Here is an 18,443-nt window from a genome sequence, read left to right on the forward strand (position 1 = left end):
GCGCTGAGCAAAACGTGAACATGCGATCGAGGCAGGCGCCCAACCTGGGCGCCAGCAGACACACAATAGGCTTATAGATCAATGCAATATTTGATTTTTATTGCACCACACCATTGATTTGCTGCAGCGCAATGCTACCTTTGCGTCGACGGCGGAGAACAGCAGCCGGCAAGACGAGCGGTCGCTGCCAAGGGGCTCTGACGAGCGCTTTTTCTCCTCGTTCATAGAAGAAAGGAATAGATCATGAGAGCACGGTTTATCGCGACGGCGCTCGGCGGCGCCCTGGCCTTCGCGGCTGCGACGCCCGTGTCGGCCGAGGATTCCTGGTCCGAAACGACGATGAAGCCGATGGCGGCGACAAGTCTGGACGCCGGGGGCGCGCATGTCGTGAGCTACTTCCAGACCGTCGGAGGTGCCTGCCGTCTGACGATGATGATCGCGGATCAGGAGATGGCGACCAAGGGCGGGTCTCCCACCCGCGTCCAAATGACGGTGGAGCCGGGCCGCGCGGCCTTCGTCGACGACGCCGACGGAAAATCCTCCCGCTTCACCTGCCTTTACGGCGCGGAGGCGATGAATGTGGTGCGCGTCGACCGCCTGGCCCTCGCCCGGTAAGTCCTGAAGAGACGCACGAACCGGCGGCCGTCCTTACGTTGGCGGCGGCGCGGCCTCGACCCCGAGCTTGGCCGCGGCGCCTGAGGAAGACATCGCATGTCCTGAAGCGAGCCAGCGATCGGGCGCGGCTCGCGCGCTCGGCGATTCGTTGAAGACGCGCTGCAACCCGCTCCGGCCTGATACGCGCCGGCCCGCGAACCCCTTCGAATTGCCGCAAAAGCCGCTGGGTCCTGACGTCCGCCAGGGAAACGGCGAGACCTTTCGACCCGCGAGTCAAGCGGACGAGATTTCATCAGGGCTTTCCACAAGTGGTTCCTCATTACATTAAAAGTTGGCGAAATTTCAGGGCCAGTGGCGCCATTGTCTTCGAAAACAACAAGTAAAATCAGCGCTCTCCAGGATGGGTCGGCCCCTGCCTCAATTGCGTCTGTGGCTCTATGCAAAGGTCCAGGAAGGCGCCTATAAACGAGTATCAAGAATACTTGTTTAGGGAGGAAGAACGCTATGTCCAGCCTGTACGAACGCGTCGGCGGCGAAGGCGCCGTCAACGCGGCCGTCGATCTCTTCTATCGCTACGTGCTCTCCGACGGGCGCATCGCCCGTTTCTTCGAGGACGTCGATATGGATCAGCAGATCGCCAAGCAGAAGTCGTTTCTGACCATGGCCTTCGGCGGCCCGAACAAATATACGGGCCTCGACATGCGCAACGCGCATAAGAGCCTCGTCGCGAAGGGCCTGAACGATTCCCATGTCGACGCGGTGCTCGAGAATCTCGGCCGCACCCTGCGCCAGCTCGGCGTCGGCGAGCCGGAAGTCAAGGAGGTCCTCGCACTTGCAGATTCGGTCCGCAGCGACGTGCTGAACCGTTGACGCTGCTGACCTACAAAGATCGCCCGGTCGAGATCGCGCCGGGCGAAACCGTCCTCGACGCCCTGCTGCGCGCGGGCGTCGAGGCGTCCTATTCCTGCCGCTCGGGCAACTGCCAGACCTGCCTGCACCGCGCCGTGGAGGGAACGCCCCCGGCGGAGTCGCAGAAAGGCCTGACCGACGCGCAGAAGGCGCTCGGTTTTTTCCTGCCCTGCATATGCGAGCCGACCTCGCCGCTCGTCATTGCGCCGCCGGACGACGCCGGGGCGGCGATGGAGGCCACGGTGCGGGAAATCACGCCGCTCACCGACGACGTGGTGCGGCTGAGAATCGAGACCGCGAACTTCGCCTATCGATCCGGGCAGTTTCTGGAGCTGATCGCGGGCGACGACCTCAGGCGTCATTATTCGCTCGCGAGCCACCCCGAGGAAGATCCCTTCCTCGAAATGCACATCCGCCTGCACCCGAATGGCCGCATGAGCCGGTATGTGCGGGAGACGCTGGTTGCCGGTCAGAAGCTCCATTTCGCCGGGCCGCGGGGAACCTGCTTCTACGAGGGCGTCGATGCGGACCAGCCGCTGACGTTGATCGGCGCCGGAACCGGACTGGCGCCGCTCTATGGCGTTCTGCGCGACGCGCTCCGTCAGGGGCATCGCGGGCCGATCCGGCTCTATCACGGCGCGCGCGAGCGCAAGGGACTATATCTCACCGACGAGCTTCAGGCTTTGGCGAAGGCGCGCGCCAATGTGGAATATATTCCGGCGACGCTCGATCTCGGCGCCAATGTTGCGGCGCTGGCCCTCGAAGCCGAAGCGCCACGCGCTGCGCATTCAGCCTTTTTCCTGTGCGGCGATGACGCCCTCGTCAACCGCCTGAAGCGCGACCTCTTCATGAGCGGCGCGAGTTTGAAGGCGATCCGCTCGGACGCGTTTACGCCTGCGGCGTAGACAAACGCCTTTGCGAGACGAGCAATCCAGAACGCTCCTCGCAATGACGACGGAAACAGGCGTCGCGAACCACTTCCTTCTCCCCGCAAGGGCCGCAAGCGGGGAGAGGGAGCGTCGCCCGCGGATCGACCTTACTCCGCCTCGGCCTCCTCCCGCTCCGCTTCGATCAGCTTCGCCCGCGCCTCGGCCGCCTCGCGCTGGCGGTTCCACATGCCAGCGTAATGACCGCCCAGGGCCAGCAATTCCGAATGCCGGCCCCGCTCGATGATGCGGCCATGGTCGAGGAAGAGGATTTCGTCGGCGTCCACCACCGTCGAGAGGCGATGCGCGATAACGAGCGTGGTGCGGCCCTTGGCGACGCGGCGCAGCGCTTCCTGGATCTCATGCTCGGTGAAGCTGTCCAGCGCGGAGGTCGCCTCGTCGAGAATCAGGATCGGAGGGCCTTTGAGGATCGTGCGGGCGATCGCGACGCGCTGCTTCTCGCCGCCCGAGAGCTTGAGCCCGCGCTCGCCGACCTGCGCCTCATAGCCGCCCGGCGCGCTCTGGATGAAGTCGTCGATCTGCGCCAGACGCGCGGCCTCGCGCACCTCCTCGTCGGTCGCGTCCCAGCGGCCGTAGCGGATGTTGTAGCCGATCGTGTCGTTGAACAGCACCGTATCCTGCGGCACCATGCCGATCGCCGCCCGCAGGCTTGTCTGCGTGACGTCGAGAATATCCTGCCCGTCGATCGTGATGCGCCCGCCCTGCGGCTCGTAAAAGCGGAACATCAGGCGCGAGATGGTGGATTTGCCCGCGCCCGAAGGGCCGACAATGGCGACGGTCTGGCCGGGCTCCGCCGCGAAGCTCACGCCCTTCAGGATCGGCCGGCTGGCTTCGTAGTGGAACTGCACATTGTCGAAGACGATGCGCCCCTCCCTCACGACAAGCGGCCTGGCGCCGGGCTTGTCGGAGATCTCGGGGTTCTGCGCTAGAATGCCGAACATCGTCTCGATGTCGATGATCGCCTGGCGGACCTCGCGATAGAACGTGCCCATGAAATTCAGAGGCTGCGCGAGCTGGATCATCATGGCGTTGATGAGCACGAAATCGCCGATCGTATTGCGCCCGGCGCGAACGCCATAGACGCACATGACCATCATGATCGTGACTCCGATGATGTAGATCACCGTCTGGCCGGCGTTGAGGACGGCGAGCGACACGTAAGAATGCGTCGAGGCGTTCTCGTAGAAAGCCATGGATTTGTCGTAGCGCGCCGACTCGCGCGCTTCAGCCGAGAAATATTTGACGGTTTCGTAATTGAGCAGGCTGTCGATCGCCTTCTGGTTCGCGTCCGTGTCGCTCTCATTCATTTTGCGCCGGATCGCGATGCGCCAGTTGGTTGCGAGCGTCGTATAGGCGAAATAGGCGCCCAGCGTGAGAATGAGCGCGACGCCATAGCGCCAGTCGAACTGGTAGAGAAAGACGCCAAGAACGAGAATCATCTCGATCGCCGTCGGCGCGCCGGTGGACATGACGAGCCGCGACAGCGTCTCGATGGCGTTGCGGCCGCGCTCCAGCACGCGCGTAAGACCGCCCGTCTTGCGGCTGATGTGAAAGCGCAGGGACAATTCGTGCATATGGACGAAAAGATCGGTCGCGAGCCGTCGCACGGCGTGCATCGCGACCGCCGCGAAAATGCCGTCGCGCGTCTGCATAAGGATGACGGAGATGATACGGATGGCGCCCATGAGCAGGGTAAAGCCCACCGCGCCGAGCCCAATGGCGGCAACCGCGCCCGCTCCGCTTTCCGCCAGCGCGTCGGTCGCCCATTTGAAAGCATAGGGCGTCATGGCGTTGAAGAGCTTGCTCACGAAGAGCAGCACGAAGACGACAGCGACGCGCCGCTCGAGATCGGCGCGCCCGCGCGGCCAAATGTATGGCCACAAATGGCGAATCGTCTTGAGAAGCGAGGCTTCGGAAAGGGAAGCGTCTTGCGGTCCGAGCGCGGAGCCCGGATCGCGTTGGCCAATTCTAAGCATTCGGGGTCCGGAAGTGACTGAAAGGGCGCCTCGGCGAGTGAGGCCTGAGCGTCATATAAGACCTTTAGCTCTTTCGCGCACCCCGCTTGACGGGCGGGCCGAAGGCGCCAGTTGACGGAAGAGAGTTATGCAGAAAATCAAGAACATTTGCGTCTACTGCGGCTCCGCCGAAGGAGACGATCCGCGCTACGCCATAGCCGCGGAAACTTTTGGACGGGCGCTGGCGAAAGCAGGCGTCGGACTCGTTTTCGGCGGCGGCTCCTGCGGACTGATGGGCGTGGTGGCGCGCTCGACGCTGAACGCCGGCGGACAGGTCACCGGCATTATTCCCGGCTTTCTGGATGAGCGCGAGATCGCGCTGCAGGGTCTGACGGACCTCATCGTCGTAGACGACATGCATACGCGAAAGCGGCTCATGTTCGAGAAGTCCGACGCCTTCGTCGCGTTGCCGGGCGGCATCGGCACCCTGGAAGAGCTTACCGAACAACTCACCTGGATCCAGCTCGGGCGCCACACCAAGCCGCTCGTCATCGCCGACATCGCCGGCTTCTGGCGCCCGCTGCTCTCGCTTTTCGCCCATATGCACAATTCGGGCTTCATCCGCAAAGGATATGACGTGCGCTATCTGGTGGCCGAACGCATCGAGGACATTCTGCCGATGATCCTGGCGACGGCGCGCCGGACGCCGGAAATCGCGGAGACGGCGGTGACGGAGAGGATGTGAGCTGGCCCCACCTGGCGTAGCTGCACCCAGAGCTTCGCCTCCTGCGGCGTCATGGCCTTGCGTAACGCGCGGGCGCGGGCGACGGACATGCGTTAAGACCCCACCCGTCGCGCTTCGCGCGCCACCCTCCCCGTAAAGGGGAGGGATGGGACTGCATCCGCATTGCTGATCACGACAAACGCTCGAAGCTGCATCCGCATTTCAGCATGAGCGCAAATCTTCGGGCTCAAATCCCTCCCCCTCGCGGGGAGGGTGGCGCGCGAAGCGCGACGGGTGGGGCCCGCCCTACTTCGCTCCCGACACAAGCAGCTTGTAATTGATCGCATCGACAATCGCCTCGAAGGAGGCGTCGATCACGTTCGCCGACACGCCCACCGTCGACCAGCGGTTTCCCTCGCCATCCGCGCATTCCACCAGCACGCGCGTCACGGCGTCGGTGCCGCCCTGGAAGACGCGCACGCGATAATCCACGAGCCGCACGTCGTCGATATATTTCTGATAGGCGCCCAAATCCTTGCGCAGCGCGAGATCAAGCGCGTTCACCGGGCCATTGCCCTCGGCCGCCGAAATGCGCGTCTCGCCATGCACCGCGATCTTCACGATCGCCTCGGCGCCGCGGTCCTCGAATCCGTTGCGCGCGAAGCGGCGGTCCACCGCGACGCTGTAGCGCTCAATGTCGAAGTAATGCGGCGCCTCGCCGAGCACGCGCTTGGCGAGGAGAAAAAACGAGGCGTCCGCGCCCTCATAGGCGTAGCCCTGCGCTTCCTTCTCCTTCACTTCTTCCAGCAGACGCGCGAGGCGGGGATCGTCCTTGTCGAGGAGAACGCCGAGGCGCGCGAGCTCCGCGATGATATTCGAGCGCCCGGCCTGGTCCGAGACAAGCACACGGCGCCGATTGCCGACGCTTTCGGGCGTCACATGCTCATAGGTCTTCGGATCGATCATCACGGCCGAGGCGTGAATGCCCGCCTTGGTCGCGAAGGCGCTGGCGCCGACATAAGGCGCATGGCGGTTCGGCGCGCGGTTGAGCAGTTCGTCGAGCGCATGGCTGATGCGCGTGAGATGGGCGAGCTTCTCGCGCGTCACGCCGATCTCGAAGCGCGAGGCGAATTCATCCTTCAATAGCAGCGTGGGAATGATCGTGGTGAGATTGGCGTTGCCGCAGCGCTCGCCCAATCCGTTGAGCGTGCCCTGAATCTGCCGCGCCCCCGCGCGCAGCGCCGCGAGCGAATTGGCGACCGCCTGCCCCGTATCGTCGTGACAATGCACGCCGACATTCTGGCCCGGAACGACCTTCACGACCTCCGCGACGATGCGCTCGACCTCATGCGGCAGCGCGCCGCCATTTGTGTCGCAGAGCACGACCCAGCGCGCGCCGGCGTCATAGGCGGCCTTCGCGCAGGCGAGCGCATAATCCGGGTTCGCCTTGAAGCCGTCGAAGAAATGCTCGCAATCGACGGCGACCTCCTTCTTCTTCGCGACGGCGTGCCTTACGGATTGCGTAATGCCTTCGAGATTGTCCTCTTCCGTGGAGCGTAAGGCGACCTTGACCTGATAGTCCCAGCTCTTGGCCACGAAAGTCACGGCGTCCGCCGCGCTGTCGAGCAGCGCCGCGACGCCTGTGTCGTTCTCGACCGAGCGTCCTTGCCGGCGCGTCATGCCGAAGGCGGAAAAGCGCGCCTTGATCTTCGGACGGCTCGCGAAAAATTCGGTATCCGTCGCATTGGCGCCGGGATAGCCGCCCTCGACATAATCGATTCCGAGCTCGTCGAGCATGGCGGCGATCTGCCGTTTGTCCTCAAGCGAGAAATCGACGCCCGTCGTCTGCGCGCCGTCGCGCAGCGTCGTATCGTAAAGCGTGACGCGTTCCTTGGCCATCAATGCGGTCCCGAGGCGGGCGGCGCCGCCAGATCCTTGGTCATCGTTGTATTGCCGAGCCATTCGCCGCCGATTGTCACGGTGTTTCGGCTTTGCGCGACATAGCCGCGCGCGGCGAAGAAATCGCGCGCCGCGTCGGAGGCTTCGACCGTGAGCTTCTTCGTTCCGCGCGCGCCCGCAAGTTTTTCGGCGGCGTCGGCAAGAGACGAACCGACGCCCCGCCTCGCCAGATCCGGCCGCACATAAAGCATATCGAGAAGCGTGTTGTCCTTCAGCGAAGCGAAGCCCGCAATCTCGCCGCCCACAAGCGCGACGATGGTCAGCGCGTTTGCGAGCTTTGCAGCGAAAACTTCTTCGTCATCCGCCGCCGACGCCCAGGCCTCGCGCTGGTCGTCGCTGTAATCCTCGGCCGCCAGCTCCTCGACGCTCGCGCGAAACAGCGCGGCGAGCGTCGGCGCGTCGCCTGGAAGAAACGGCCGAAGACCCGGCGAAACCCCGTGCTGCGCCATCAGACGACCTCGAAGGCGCGCAGCAAATGCCACGCGATGAAGGCCGCGCCCGCGAGCACGGCGACTTTGAAGAGGAGATACACCGCCCAATGGCGCTTGAACGGCAGCGTCTTTTTCCAGTCTTCGTTGGACATGGCTTGCTCCCTTTACCCCACCTCTCGGGCGAACCCCACCCGGCCCGCTTCGCGGGCCGCCCTCCCCGTAAAGGGGAGGGATGGCGCTGCATCGGCGCCGCGGTTTATTCCAGACAGCTTATCGAGCTGAGCGCAAATCTTCGGGCTCAAATCCCTCCCCCTTGCGGGGAGGGTGGCGCGCGAAGCGCGACGGGCGGGGGTCCGCATCACGGCGCCTCCCGAACGCTCTCACGCGCCCGCGCAAGAATTGTTTCGACGACGCCGTGCAGGTTCGAATCCACTTCCGGGTTCCAGAACCTGAGCGTGCGAAAACCATTGGCGGCGAAATGCGCGTCGCGGCGAATGTCATGTCGCAGCCCTTCATCGTCCGCATGCTGCGAGCCGTCGATCTCCACGATCATCCTGTGCTTGAAGCAGACGAAATCGAGAACGTAACCATCAACCGGCGCCTGACGGCGGAAATGCAAGCCCTCGGACCGCAGCTTGCGTAGCTGCACCCAGAGCTTCACCTCCTGCGGGGTCATCGTCTTGCGTAACGCGCGGGCGCGGGCGACGGACATGCGTTAAGACCCCACCCGTCGCGCTTCGCGCGCCACCCTCCCCGTAAAGGGGAGGGATGGGACTGCATCAGCGTCGCCATCAACATCACAGTCGCACAACCGCATCAACATCGCAGAAAAGGCGCCACTAAGCGGGCTCAAATCCCTCCCCCTTGCGGGGAGGGTGGCGCGCGAAGCGCGACGAGTGGGGGACAGCCCGCTCACCGCTTCACCTCCCAAGTCGTCGTGCCGTCCTTATTGTCCTTGAGCGCAACGCCCATGGCGGCGAGCTCGTCGCGGATGCGGTCGGACTCGGACCAATTCTTGGCGGCGCGGGCGGCGAGGCGAGCGGTGACAGCGTTAGCGATGAAAAGCTTTGTCTCTGGCGAAATCCCGTCTTCCTGGGCGGCTTTCGTAAAAACATCCAGCGACAGGCCGAGCATCGACAGACAGGACTTGAGGGCTATGCGCGCCTCGGCATCGTCGCCCTTCGCCTGCTTGGCGTATGACCGCAAGACTGTCAGAGCGTTCGGCGTGTTGAGATCGTCAGCGAGTGCGGAAACAAAATCCGGAGGAGGCGCTTCGCAAGGGGTATCGCCGCCGAGCAGATCGGCGAAACTCGCGAGTTCGTCCTCCGCCTCCTCCAGCGCCTTCACCGTCCAATCGATCGGCTGCCGGTAATGCGTCCGCAGCATCGCAAGCCGCAACACTTCGCCCGGCCATTTCCGCCCGCCGAACTTCTCCGTGTGCAGCAACTCGTGGATCGTCACGAAATTCCCCAGGCTCTTGGACATCTTCTCGCCCTCGACCTGAAGGAAGCCGTTATGCATCCAGTAATTCGCCATCACCGGCTGGCCGAACGCGCAGCAAGATTGCGCGATCTCGTTCTCGTGATGCGGGAACACCAGATCGATGCCGCCGCCGTGAATGTCGAACGTCTCGCCGAGATGCGCCCAACTCATGGCGGAGCACTCGATATGCCAGCCCGGACGGCCCCTGCCCCACGGGGAGTCCCAGCCCGGCTCGCTCTCCTTCGACGGCTTCCACAAGACGAAATCCATGTCGCCGCGCTTGTAGGGCGCGACGTCGACGCGCGCGCCGGCGATCATCTCGTCGAGCGAGCGGCGCGAGAGACGGCCGTAAGCGGGCATGGACGGCACGTCGAACAGCACATGACCGTCCGCCGCATACGCATGTCCCGTCGCGATCAGCTTCTCGATGATCGCGATCATCTGCGCGATATGCTCGGTCGCGCGCGGCTGCACGTCGGGCGGCAGGCAACCCAGCGCCTTCACGTCTTCCTGAAAGACCCTGTTGGTCTCTTCGGTCAGTTCGCGGATCGTGACGCCGCGCTCGGCGGCGCGGGCGTTGATCTTGTCGTCGACGTCCGTGATGTTGCGAACATATTTCACATGCTCCGGCCCGTACAGGCGCCGTAAAAGGCGATAGAGCACATCGAAGACGATGAGCGGCCGGGCGTTGCCGATATGCGCGAAATCATAGACCGTCGGCCCGCAGACATACATGCGCACATTGGCGGGATCGAGGGGGCGGAACGCCTCCTTCGTTCGCGTCAGCGTGTTGTAGATCTTGAGCGCGGGCGTCGACATGAAAACCTCTGTGGCCAGCATGGCCGGCGCGATTCATGTCGTTTGAGGGACGTGACGGCTCCGGCCAGCGTGGGTCGCTAGCTGATGATGATCCGGCCGCAAATTCGGCAGTTGAGCGTCATGGAACGGACCATGCGCCGGAAAACGCCGCCCCGTCAAGCGCGTTGTTGCGCCGCCGCATTACGGCAGGATCGTGGCGACTTAACGCATATTTTACTGCGTCCCGCTACCTCTTCGGAACGCCGCCGGCCTTGGGCGGCCTCTCATGGGCGCGGGCTGATGTTCATTCTCTCGTCGAAATACGAAAAGTCTCTCTGGCCGCGCATCGCCGCCCCGCTCGTCGCCGGCCTTCTCGTCTCCGCCGCCTATCATTCCAACGCCCAGGCAGCGCCCGCGTCGACCTACGTCGTCACCGACCAGGATGGCTACGGCGTGATGGAATGCCTCACGCAGAAGTCCGCCTGCGGCAAGTTCGTCGCCGACGCCTGGTGCGAGTCCCATGGCCACGGCCCAGCCAAGGCCTATGGCCGCGCCGAGGACATCACCGCCTCGATCGCGGCCGACGCGCCGCGCCAGCCCGTGCGGCCCGACGCGGCTGTCGTGTCCTGCGCCGATTAAGGGCTACTTCACCCAGTCCGAACATTTGGCGGGCTCCGCCCCTCCCCACGGCTGGATCGCCACGGTCGCCGTCGAGTTTTCCGGCGAACCTTCGACAAGCTTGTCGGAATAGACCATGTAGACCAGCATGTTGCGCTTGGTGTCGCAGCCGCGTGCAATGTGCATCTGCTTGAAGAGAAGCGACCGGCGCTCGCTGATGACGAGATCGCCCTGGCTGAATTTTTCCTTCTCCTTGCCGGCGCGCAGCCTGATCGGCCCATACTGGCTGCAGGCGAGCGAGACTTCCGACGTCTGCTCAGCGACGCCGAACATGCCGGCGACGCCGCCCTTTTCGTGCGCGGTATAGGTGCAGGCGACGCCGTCGATCAGCGGGTCGTCGACGACATAGGTCGCGAGCTTGTCGTTGGGCGTCAGCAGCTTGAAGTCGGTCGACTTGCGGAAGATGAGGTCGGGTCCCTCCTGAGCAGAGGCGGCGCCGGCGGAAAACGGCGCGGCGAAGGCGACCGCAACAATCGCGAGAAATCTGCAAGTCTTCATATGGCGACCCTCCAATGGCTCGGGGCGGATATGGGCGAAGACCGCGCTCAAGGGAAGAGGGGCTGCGGCTGCGGCGCAGCAAAAAATGCGTCGGCCGCGCCGGGCGGGCCGGCGCGGGTCCGACGGCCCGCCTTGTTGCGGACATGATGCGCGGCAGAATCCCCCACGGATTTGATCGGCGGCGCAATTAAGCGAATATGAAGAAAGCGCGCCGCGATTCCAGGACTCGGGTCGCGCGGAGAGGCTCAAAGATCGCCCCGCGCCGGGCCGGCAGCCGGAGCACGAGATGAGGCCGACCTTGAGGCCGGAGTATTTACGCAGTTTCCTTGCAACCGCGCTCGGCGCTGCGCTTCTCGCCTTGCTCCCTTCGCAGGCGGCGCGGGCCGAGAGCGCCTATTGCACGGATCTGCGCGCCCAGATCGCCAAGGCCGGCGCCGAGGGCTTGCAGGCGCGCTATCGCGCCGCGGCCGCCAAGCAGCGCGCCGAATATGGCAAGCTCGCCGCCCGTGGCCGGGCGATGGGCTGCGACCGCGAACAGTTTCTCTTCTTCGGGGACCCGCCCCCGCCCCAGTGCGCCGCCGTCAATGCGCGGCTCGGCGTCTTGCAGGGCTCCATCGCCGCCTATGACCAGGGCGCGACGGACGACAGCCAACGGCAGGCGCTCATGGCCCGCTACGAGGTCGACTGCCGCAACCAGCGCGTGGCCGCCCACGAGCCGCAGCCCAGGAGTTTCTTCGAGGAGCTGTTCGGCGTCGGCGCGCCGGACCAAGCGACGGGATTGCGCGAGGTCCCCATCGGCCCGCCGCGGGATGAGACGCTCGACCCCAATTACGACGGCGAAAGCGAGCAGGCGGAGGAGCGTCCGCGCGGCGGCCCCATGGCCATCTGCGTCCGCGAATGCGACGGCGGCTTTTTCCCGATCACCTATTCGGCGAAGGGTTCGCAGCTCGACGACCTCAACACGCTCTGCAAGACCATGTGCCCCGGCGCGGAAGCGAAGCTCTACACGCAGTCGCAATGGAAGGGCCTGGACTCAGCCATCTCCATCGACGGCGAGGCTTATGCGGACCATCCCAATGCGCGGAAGTTCGAGAAGGTCTTCGACCCGTCCTGCGGTTGCAGGCCGCGGGGCCAGAGCTGGACGGAGGCCCTGGCGGAAGCCGAGCGGATACTCGCCGAGCGCAACAAAAAGGACCAGATGATCACGGCCGAGCAGGCGGAACAGATGTCGCGGCCGATTTCTCCAAGCGACCCGCGCGCCCGGAAGCCGGACGGCTCCGCGCCGCCGCCAGCGCCCGGCACGGGCGACGGCTTGCGCGGGACGGAGGGCAGCGTGACGACTGGCGGGCCGGAAGTATTTCGGGAAGTCGTCGGCCCGGACGGGGTGAAGCGGCGCGTCCGCGTCGTGGCGCCGACGCTCTGACGGCGGATAAAATCGCCAGCGGGCGTCCGCCGGAAGCGCGCTCTAACCTATGGAGCGATCACGGCGCCGTCTAACCCTCCGCCCCCATATGCGACTTCACCGTCTCGATCAGTTGCTTGATCGAGAACGGCTTCGGCAGGAATCCGAAGTCGCCCTCCGGAAGGTTCTTGGCGAAGGCCTCCTCGGCGTAGCCAGAGACGAAGATCACCTTCGCCTTCACGCCGCGCCTGCGCAGCTCCGCGAACATTGCGGGACCGTCCATTTCGGGCATGACGACATCGGAGACGATCAGGTCGATCTTGCCGCCGACCTGCTCCACGACCTCCAGCGCCTCGAGGCCGGTCGTCGCCTCGAGCACGGTGAAGCCGCGCGACTTGAGCGAGCGGGCGCCGATGGAGCGCACGGCGTCCTCGTCCTCGACCAGCAAAATGACGCCCTGCCCCGTGTAATCGGCGGCCGGCTTCGGCGCCTCGGTCTCCTTCTGGGGCGTCTCCTTCGCTTCGGGAATGTAACGCGGCAGGAAGATGCGGAACACCGTGCCCGCGCCCACTTCGCTCGACGCGAAGATGAAGCCGCCCGATTGCTTCACGATGCCGTAGACCGTCGAGAGGCCGAGGCCCGTCCCCTTGCCGACTTCCTTCGTCGTGAAGAAGGGTTCGAAGATTTTCTCGATAACTTCCGACGGGATGCCCGCGCCGTTATCCTCGACCTCGACGAGAACGTAGTCGGCCGCGACCAGGTGGACGAGGCTGAAGCTCGCACATTCGTCCTTCGTGACGTTGCGCGTCCGAATCTGCACGCGGCCGCCGGAATCCGGCATGGCGTCGCGGGCGTTCACGACGAGATTGATGATGACCTGCTCGAACTGCGTAATATCGGCCTTCACATACCAAAGGTCGCGGCCGTGGCGCAGATCGAGTTCGTTCTTCTCGCCGACGACCCGGCGCAGGAGGATCTGCAGCTCCGACAGCGCGTCGCCGAGCTGAAGGACCTGCGGGCGCAGCGTCTGGCGGCGAGAGAAGGCGAGCAGTTGCCGCGTCAGGCCCGCCGCGCGATTCGCCGTCTCCTTGATCTGGCGAATGTCGCGGAAGGCCGGATCGGTGGGCCGATGGCTCGACAGCAGCAAATCGGAATAGCCGATGATCGCGGTGAGCATATTGTTGAAGTCGTGCGCGATGCCGCCCGCGAGCTGGCCTACCGCGTTCATCTTCTGCGACTGCGCGAACTCCTCCTGCAGCTTGCGCTGCTCGGAGGTGTCGAGCGCATAGAGGGTCGCGCCCTTCTGCCCCGAATCCTCGGCCGGAGAGACGAAAAAACGGGCCGAGCGCGGTCCTGCTCCCTCCTCGAAGGAGACATTGACGGGCTTGACGTCGCTCTTGCCCTCGACCGCGTCCTGAATCGCCTTGCGCAGGGCTTCCGCGTCGCGCTCGGAGAGGCCGGCGAGCACCGACCAATGATCCTTGCCGTGGCCGGCCTTGAGCGCATTGGGCAGAAGCTTGGCGAAGGCCGCGTTGGAATCCTGCACGCGTCCTTCCGCGTCGAGCGTCGCGATCGCCATGGGCGTGGAATTGAAGAAGCGCGCAAAGCGCACCTCGGCCGCGCGTAGATCCTCTCCCGGCTTTTCTCCGGCCGCGCGGTTGAGCACGAGCGTGCGCGAAGGGCCGGCGGCGCCGTCCTGGCCGAAGGCCACCTGATGCAGCAGGCGCACGGGCAGCGAACGACCGTTGCGGCAACGCAGATCGAGATCGATCTGCTCGGTTCGCACCTCGCCCGGCGAACCGGACACCGCCGCGAGCAGCGCCGCGCCGTTATTGGCGACGATGGAGGCGAGAGTCGCGCCGCCGGAGCCGACCTGCGTGAGGTCGTAGCCGAGCCAGCCGGCGAGCGTCTTGTTCATGTAGGAGACCGAGCCGCCCGGATCGGCGGAGAAAAAGCCGGCCGGCGCGTGATCCAGAAAATCGATCGCGTGCTGAAGCTCCTGGAAGACCCCCTCCTGGCGCTGGCGCTCGCCGGTGACGTCCGCCACGCGCCAGAGCGAAGCGCGCGACCCCGCATGCGGCAGAGGCCGCACCTTGATGCGATACCAGCCGACGGCGCCGGCGCCGTTCAGCGGCGGCGACAGACGCAGATCCTCCACATGAGCCGTTCCGGCTTTTGCGGCCTGGGCCAGCCTGTAGATCGCCTCGGAGACCTCCGGCGGTCCTGAGAAAAGCCTCTCCACCACCTGCAGGCCCGAGACGTCGCGCGCGCCGCAGAGCTCCATATAGGCGTCGTTGGCGTAGGCGATCTGCATGTCCCCTTTGGTGACGAGCAGGCCCTCGGTGGTCGAGTCTGCAATGAGCTTGGTGATGTCGTTGCGCGGGGCGCGCGACGAGAACTGGATGAGGCCGACCGCGTAGGCGAAGAGGAAGAACACCCCGGCGACGCCGAACAGCGCGAGCGCGAGCATGATGAAACGCGGGGCCATGGCCGCGGGCGCCAGAAAAAAGACGCCGAGCACGGCGACGATCGACGCCGCCAGCGCCAGCACGAGTCCGGCGTTGCCGGGCCGGTCGCTTCGGTCAAATGCAGACGACGCCGCCCTATCGGTCATCCTGAACGCCCCGCGTGTCGCGCCCGGACGCGGCGCGCGTCCCGAGCGATTCGCTCTGCATGCCAGAATATGATTAATGAAGGCGCGCGTCGAACACGCGCGGCCTTCCGACTCGTCAAACCTGAAGTTCGCCAGAATCACATTGAAGAATGGCGGCCCGCGGCGCGGATGGCAACGGCGCCGGACCGATTTCAACCGCAGTCCGGCGTTTCGTTAACCATTGATTAACCTTTTGCGGCCTCTTGCCTGAAAAGCTGTTACCTTGGCAAGGTTCAGGCGCGTTCGAAGAGAGACCTGCGGTTCATGTCAGAAAAATTCTCGCAACTGCTCCCAATTCTCGGAGCAATCGTGGCGTTCCTCATCGCCGCGCTCCTCGTCCTATACATCATCCGACTTCTTTTCGGCCGGAGAATACGCGCGGCTGGGACGAAGAAAGGCGGACGCCGTCTCGACGTGGTCGACGTCTTCGACCTCGATCGCGAGCGCCAGCTCGTGATCGTGCGGCGCGACAATATGGAACATCTCCTGCTGATCGGCGGCCCCAACGATCTTCTGGTCGAGGGCGCGATCGCGCGGCCCGAGGGCGCGATGCCTCGTCCCGCGACGGAGACCCGCGCCGCCCCGGCCGCCGCCGGCGCCTGGCCGCCCGGCCCGGCGGAAGCGCCGCTGCCTCCGCCTCCGCCCGGGCCTCTTCCGAAGCCGGCCGCGCCCGGTCCGCTCAACCTGCCGCCGGATCTCTTTGCGCCGGCGCCGACCAAACCGACGCCTGCTGAATCCGGTCCCCCCGCGCCGCCGCCGGCGCCCCCGCCCGCCGCCGCGCCCCCGGCTCCGCCGCCCGCGCGCCCGGCTCCACCCGCGCCGCCGCCGCGACCGGCCGCGCCGCGCCCGGCGACCCCGCCCTTCCTGGCGCGCACCCAGCGGTTGATTCAGCCCAAGGGCGAAACCGGTCCCGGCGCGCCGCCGCCTCCCGCGCCCAAGCCGGCGACGCCGCCGCCTGCGCCGGTCGCCGCTCCGCCGGCCCCGCCGCCAGAGCCGCCGGCGCCCGCCGCACCGCCGCCTCCCCCGCCTCCCCCGCCGCCGGCCCAGATGCGCCCCCCGGCTCCGCCGCCGGCGCCCCCGCCCGCGCCACCTGCGCCGCCGTCGGCTGCGCCCGAAGTCGACCCGCTGGAGTCGCTGGAGGCGGAAATGGCCCGCCTGCTCGGCCGGCCCGAGAAGGAGTAAAAAAGAAGGGCGTCGCAACGAGGCGACGCCCTTTCCCCGGTCCCGGGTCTTGCGGTTCGATTCTAGTCGTCGCGATAGACTTTCTCGCGCCGCTCGTGACGCTCCTGCGCCTCGATGGAGAGGGTCGCGATCGGCCGCGCGTCGAGACGCTTCAGCGAAATCGGCTCGCCCGTCTCCTCGCAATAGCCGTAGCTGCCATCTTCGAGACGTCCCAAGGCGGCGTCGATCTTGGCGATGAGCTTCCTTTGGCGGTCGCGCGCGCGCAGTTCGATCGCGCGATCCGTCTCTGACGACGCGCGGTCAGCGAGATCGGGATGGTTCTCGTTCTCGTTCTGGAGCGCGGCCAGCGTCTCGCGGCTTTCGTGGAGAATGTCTTCTTTCCAGGCCAAAAGCTTCCGGCGAAAATATTCTCGCTGCCGGTCGCACATGAAAGGCTCGTCTTCCGACGGCTTATAGGCTTCGTCCAGATCCACCGTCATTGCCGCGAATCCCGTGTTGGACCATAGGCGCGGCCTATATAGACGGGCGCAGAAGCTGACACAATCATATTTCACCGCGCGGCGGAGAATGACTCCTTTCGCAAGCCGTTCGCGCCGCCGCGCCCTGCAACTCGTTCAGTCGATTGCATAAACCCGTCGATTGAATCCTTGCGCGTCACGCCGGCGCGCGCAATTGCCCGGCTGAAGCCGTCTCTCCACGAAACTCCCGGAGGTCTTCGAACGCGTTCCAAAAAAGGCCTGCGACGCCGATCGCCGCGGGCGCATTTTCGGGGGTTTGCCGCTTGTGCTTCGACCTGACGACTTCAGCCGGTCGCCTTGCGCAAATTCTCGTCGACCTTGTCGAGGAATCCCGTGGTGGACAGCCAGTTTTGATGATGGCCGACAAGCAGCGCGAGATCCTTCGTCATGTAGCCGGCTTCGACCGTCTTCACGCAGACCTCTTCAAGCGTCTTCGAGAAGCGTGCGAGCTCTTCATTGCCGTCGAGCTTGGCGCGATGGGCGAGGCCGCGCGTCCAGGCGAAGATAGAGGCGATGGAGTTGGTCGACGTTTCATGACCCTTCTCGTGCTCGCGATAATGGCGCGTCACCGTGCCGTGCGCAGCTTCCGCCTCCACGGTCTTGCCGTCCGGCGTCATCAGCACGCTGGTCATAAGGCCGAGCGAGCCGAAGCCCTGCGCAACGATGTCCGATTGCACGTCGCCGTCATAATTCTTGCAGGCCCAGATATAGCCCCCCGACCATTTCAGCGCGGACGCCACCATGTCGTCGATGAGGCGGTGCTCGTACCACAGGCCCAGCGCCTCGAACTGCGGCTTGAATTCCTTCTCGTACACATCGGCGAAGATGTCCTTGAACCGGCCGTCGTAAGCCTTGAGGATCGTGTTCTTGGTTGAAAGATAAACGGGAAATTTGCGCTGAACGCCGTAATTGAACGAGGCGCGGGCGAATTCGTAGATCGAGTCGTCGATATTGTACATCGCCATGGCGACGCCGGCGCCCGGGAATTTGAAGACCTCCTTCTCGATCACCTCCCCGTTCTCGCCCTCGAACCTGATGGTCAGGCGCCCTTTTCCGGGGGTCTTGAAATCAGTGGCCTTGTACTGATCGCCAAAGGCGTGACGGCCCACCACGATCGGCTGCGTCCAGTGCGGGACAAGGCGCGGGACGTTGTTGCAAATGATCGGCTCGCGGAAGATGACGCCGCCCAGAATGTTGCGGATCGTGCCGTTCGGCGACTTCCACATTTCCTTGAGGTTGAACTCCTTCACGCGCGCTTCGTCCGGCGTGATGGTGGCGCATTTCACGCCGACGCCGTGCTGCTTGATGGCGTTGGCGGCGTCGATCGTCACCTGATCGCTGGTGGCGTCCCGGTTCTGAATCGAGAGGTCGTAATAAAGGAGATCGATGTCGAGATAGGGCCGGATCAGCTTATCCTTGATGAAGGCCCAGATGATGCGGGTCATTTCGTCGCCGTCGAGTTCGACGACAGGGTTGGCCACCTTGATCTTCTGCATGTCTTGACGGTCCTCGCGCTGCGCGCGCCTTAATACCCCTGCTCCGGCGCCAGGGAAAGCGGCGCTTGGAACCATGTTCCGGCAATGACCTGAGGACGAAGGTCGCCCCGGGCTTCGGGCTCTCCCGATCTCTTGCAGGCTCTTGAGAACCGCGCGGGAAACCGACATCCCAAGCCTTGCGGAAAAGCATCAAAGG

The 18,443-nt window shown here is 64.9% G+C and carries 17 protein-coding genes; 7 read left to right on the forward strand and 10 right to left on the reverse strand.

All coding sequences use genetic code 11. The features are described 5' to 3' along the window. Positions 1–243 precede the first annotated feature (243 nt). The 3 genes from ACNHKD_RS13355 to ACNHKD_RS13365 all read left to right on the forward strand — a co-directional run bounded on the left by ACNHKD_RS13355 (position 244) and on the right by ACNHKD_RS13365 (position 2,429). Complete coding sequence (locus ACNHKD_RS13355; RefSeq protein WP_442753976.1) at positions 244–615, forward strand: hypothetical protein; 372 nt, start codon at positions 244–246, stop codon at positions 613–615. Positions 616–1,119: 504 nt separating this feature from the next. After that, a complete protein-coding gene (locus tag ACNHKD_RS13360) occupies positions 1,120–1,485 on the forward strand; it encodes a group I truncated hemoglobin (RefSeq protein ID WP_442753977.1) in 366 nt (121 codons plus the stop codon). Continuing rightward, positions 1,482–2,429 (forward strand): 2Fe-2S iron-sulfur cluster-binding protein, encoded by a 948-nt coding sequence (locus tag ACNHKD_RS13365; protein WP_442753978.1) that lies wholly within the window; start codon positions 1,482–1,484, stop codon positions 2,427–2,429. The genes ACNHKD_RS13360 and ACNHKD_RS13365 overlap by 4 nt, the downstream gene beginning before the upstream one ends. 131 nt (positions 2,430–2,560) lie before the next feature. On the opposite strand, the gene ACNHKD_RS13370 is transcribed toward ACNHKD_RS13365, so the two are convergent. After that, positions 2,561–4,447 (reverse strand): ABCB family ABC transporter ATP-binding protein/permease, encoded by a 1,887-nt coding sequence (locus ACNHKD_RS13370; protein ID WP_442753979.1) that lies wholly within the window; start codon positions 4,445–4,447, stop codon positions 2,561–2,563. Positions 4,448–4,574: 127 nt separating this feature from the next. Here ACNHKD_RS13370 and ACNHKD_RS13375 point away from each other — a divergent pair, with 127 nt between their 5' ends. After that, positions 4,575–5,171 carry a TIGR00730 family Rossman fold protein gene (locus tag ACNHKD_RS13375; protein ID WP_442753980.1) on the forward strand — a complete coding sequence of 199 codons (597 nt, stop codon included), beginning with the start codon at positions 4,575–4,577 and terminating at the stop codon, positions 5,169–5,171. Between the two features lie 285 nt (positions 5,172–5,456). Here ACNHKD_RS13375 and cimA read toward each other — a convergent pair whose 3' ends face one another. The 5 genes from cimA to cysS all read right to left on the reverse strand — a co-directional run bounded on the left by cimA (position 5,457) and on the right by cysS (position 9,841). Next, a complete protein-coding gene (cimA, locus tag ACNHKD_RS13380; protein WP_442753981.1) occupies positions 5,457–7,049 on the reverse strand; it encodes a citramalate synthase in 1,593 nt (530 codons plus the stop codon). Next, complete coding sequence (locus ACNHKD_RS13385; RefSeq protein ID WP_442753982.1) at positions 7,049–7,558, reverse strand: GNAT family N-acetyltransferase; 510 nt, start codon at positions 7,556–7,558, stop codon at positions 7,049–7,051. The genes cimA and ACNHKD_RS13385 overlap by 1 nt, the downstream gene beginning before the upstream one ends. After that, positions 7,558–7,692, reverse strand: a complete 135-nt coding sequence (locus tag ACNHKD_RS13390; protein ID WP_442753983.1) for a hypothetical protein — start codon at positions 7,690–7,692, stop codon at positions 7,558–7,560. Before ACNHKD_RS13390 ends, ACNHKD_RS13385 begins: the two co-directional genes overlap by 1 nt. Positions 7,693–7,898: 206 nt before the next feature. Beyond that, positions 7,899–8,252, reverse strand: a complete 354-nt coding sequence (locus tag ACNHKD_RS13395; protein WP_442753984.1) for an endonuclease domain-containing protein — start codon at positions 8,250–8,252, stop codon at positions 7,899–7,901. Positions 8,253–8,452: 200 nt separating this feature from the next. Next, on the reverse strand, positions 8,453–9,841 hold the full coding sequence (cysS, locus tag ACNHKD_RS13400) for a cysteine--tRNA ligase (protein WP_442753985.1): 1,389 nt from the start codon (positions 9,839–9,841) through the stop codon (positions 8,453–8,455). A gap of 279 nt (positions 9,842–10,120) precedes the next feature. On the opposite strand from cysS, the gene ACNHKD_RS13405 reads away from it, so the two are divergent. After that, positions 10,121–10,459 (forward strand): hypothetical protein, encoded by a 339-nt coding sequence (locus ACNHKD_RS13405; protein ID WP_442753986.1) that lies wholly within the window; start codon positions 10,121–10,123, stop codon positions 10,457–10,459. 3 nt (positions 10,460–10,462) lie between these two features. Here ACNHKD_RS13405 and ACNHKD_RS13410 read toward each other — a convergent pair whose 3' ends face one another. Next, positions 10,463–10,996: a CreA family protein gene (locus tag ACNHKD_RS13410; RefSeq protein WP_442753987.1), complete on the reverse strand. Its 534-nt coding sequence runs from the start codon at positions 10,994–10,996 to the stop codon at positions 10,463–10,465. A gap of 286 nt (positions 10,997–11,282) precedes the next feature. Here ACNHKD_RS13410 and ACNHKD_RS13415 point away from each other — a divergent pair, with 286 nt between their 5' ends. Then, entirely contained in the window at positions 11,283–12,419 is a 1,137-nt protein-coding gene (locus tag ACNHKD_RS13415; protein ID WP_442753988.1) for a DUF2865 domain-containing protein, read from the forward strand. Positions 12,420–12,489: 70 nt separating this feature from the next. On the opposite strand, the gene cckA is transcribed toward ACNHKD_RS13415, so the two are convergent. After that, the gene (cckA, locus tag ACNHKD_RS13420; protein ID WP_442753989.1) at positions 12,490–15,012 is read right to left on the reverse strand and encodes a cell cycle histidine kinase CckA; all 2,523 of its coding nucleotides are present in this window, start codon (positions 15,010–15,012) and stop codon (positions 12,490–12,492) included. A gap of 348 nt (positions 15,013–15,360) precedes the next feature. Between cckA and ACNHKD_RS13425 the strand changes: the two genes are divergently transcribed. Continuing rightward, the gene (locus tag ACNHKD_RS13425) at positions 15,361–16,233 is read left to right on the forward strand and encodes a hypothetical protein (protein ID WP_442753990.1); all 873 of its coding nucleotides are present in this window, start codon (positions 15,361–15,363) and stop codon (positions 16,231–16,233) included. Between the two features lie 62 nt (positions 16,234–16,295). Here ACNHKD_RS13425 and dksA read toward each other — a convergent pair whose 3' ends face one another. Beyond that, a complete protein-coding gene (dksA, locus tag ACNHKD_RS13430; RefSeq protein WP_424362119.1) occupies positions 16,296–16,712 on the reverse strand; it encodes an RNA polymerase-binding protein DksA in 417 nt (138 codons plus the stop codon). Positions 16,713–17,035: 323 nt separating this feature from the next. After that, complete coding sequence (locus ACNHKD_RS13435; RefSeq protein WP_442753991.1) at positions 17,036–18,247, reverse strand: NADP-dependent isocitrate dehydrogenase; 1,212 nt, start codon at positions 18,245–18,247, stop codon at positions 17,036–17,038. Between the last annotated feature and the right edge of the window lie 196 nt (positions 18,248–18,443).

Source organism: Methylocystis sp. JAN1 (assembly GCF_052186135.1).
Taxonomy (GTDB): Bacteria; Pseudomonadota; Alphaproteobacteria; order Rhizobiales; family Beijerinckiaceae; genus Methylocystis.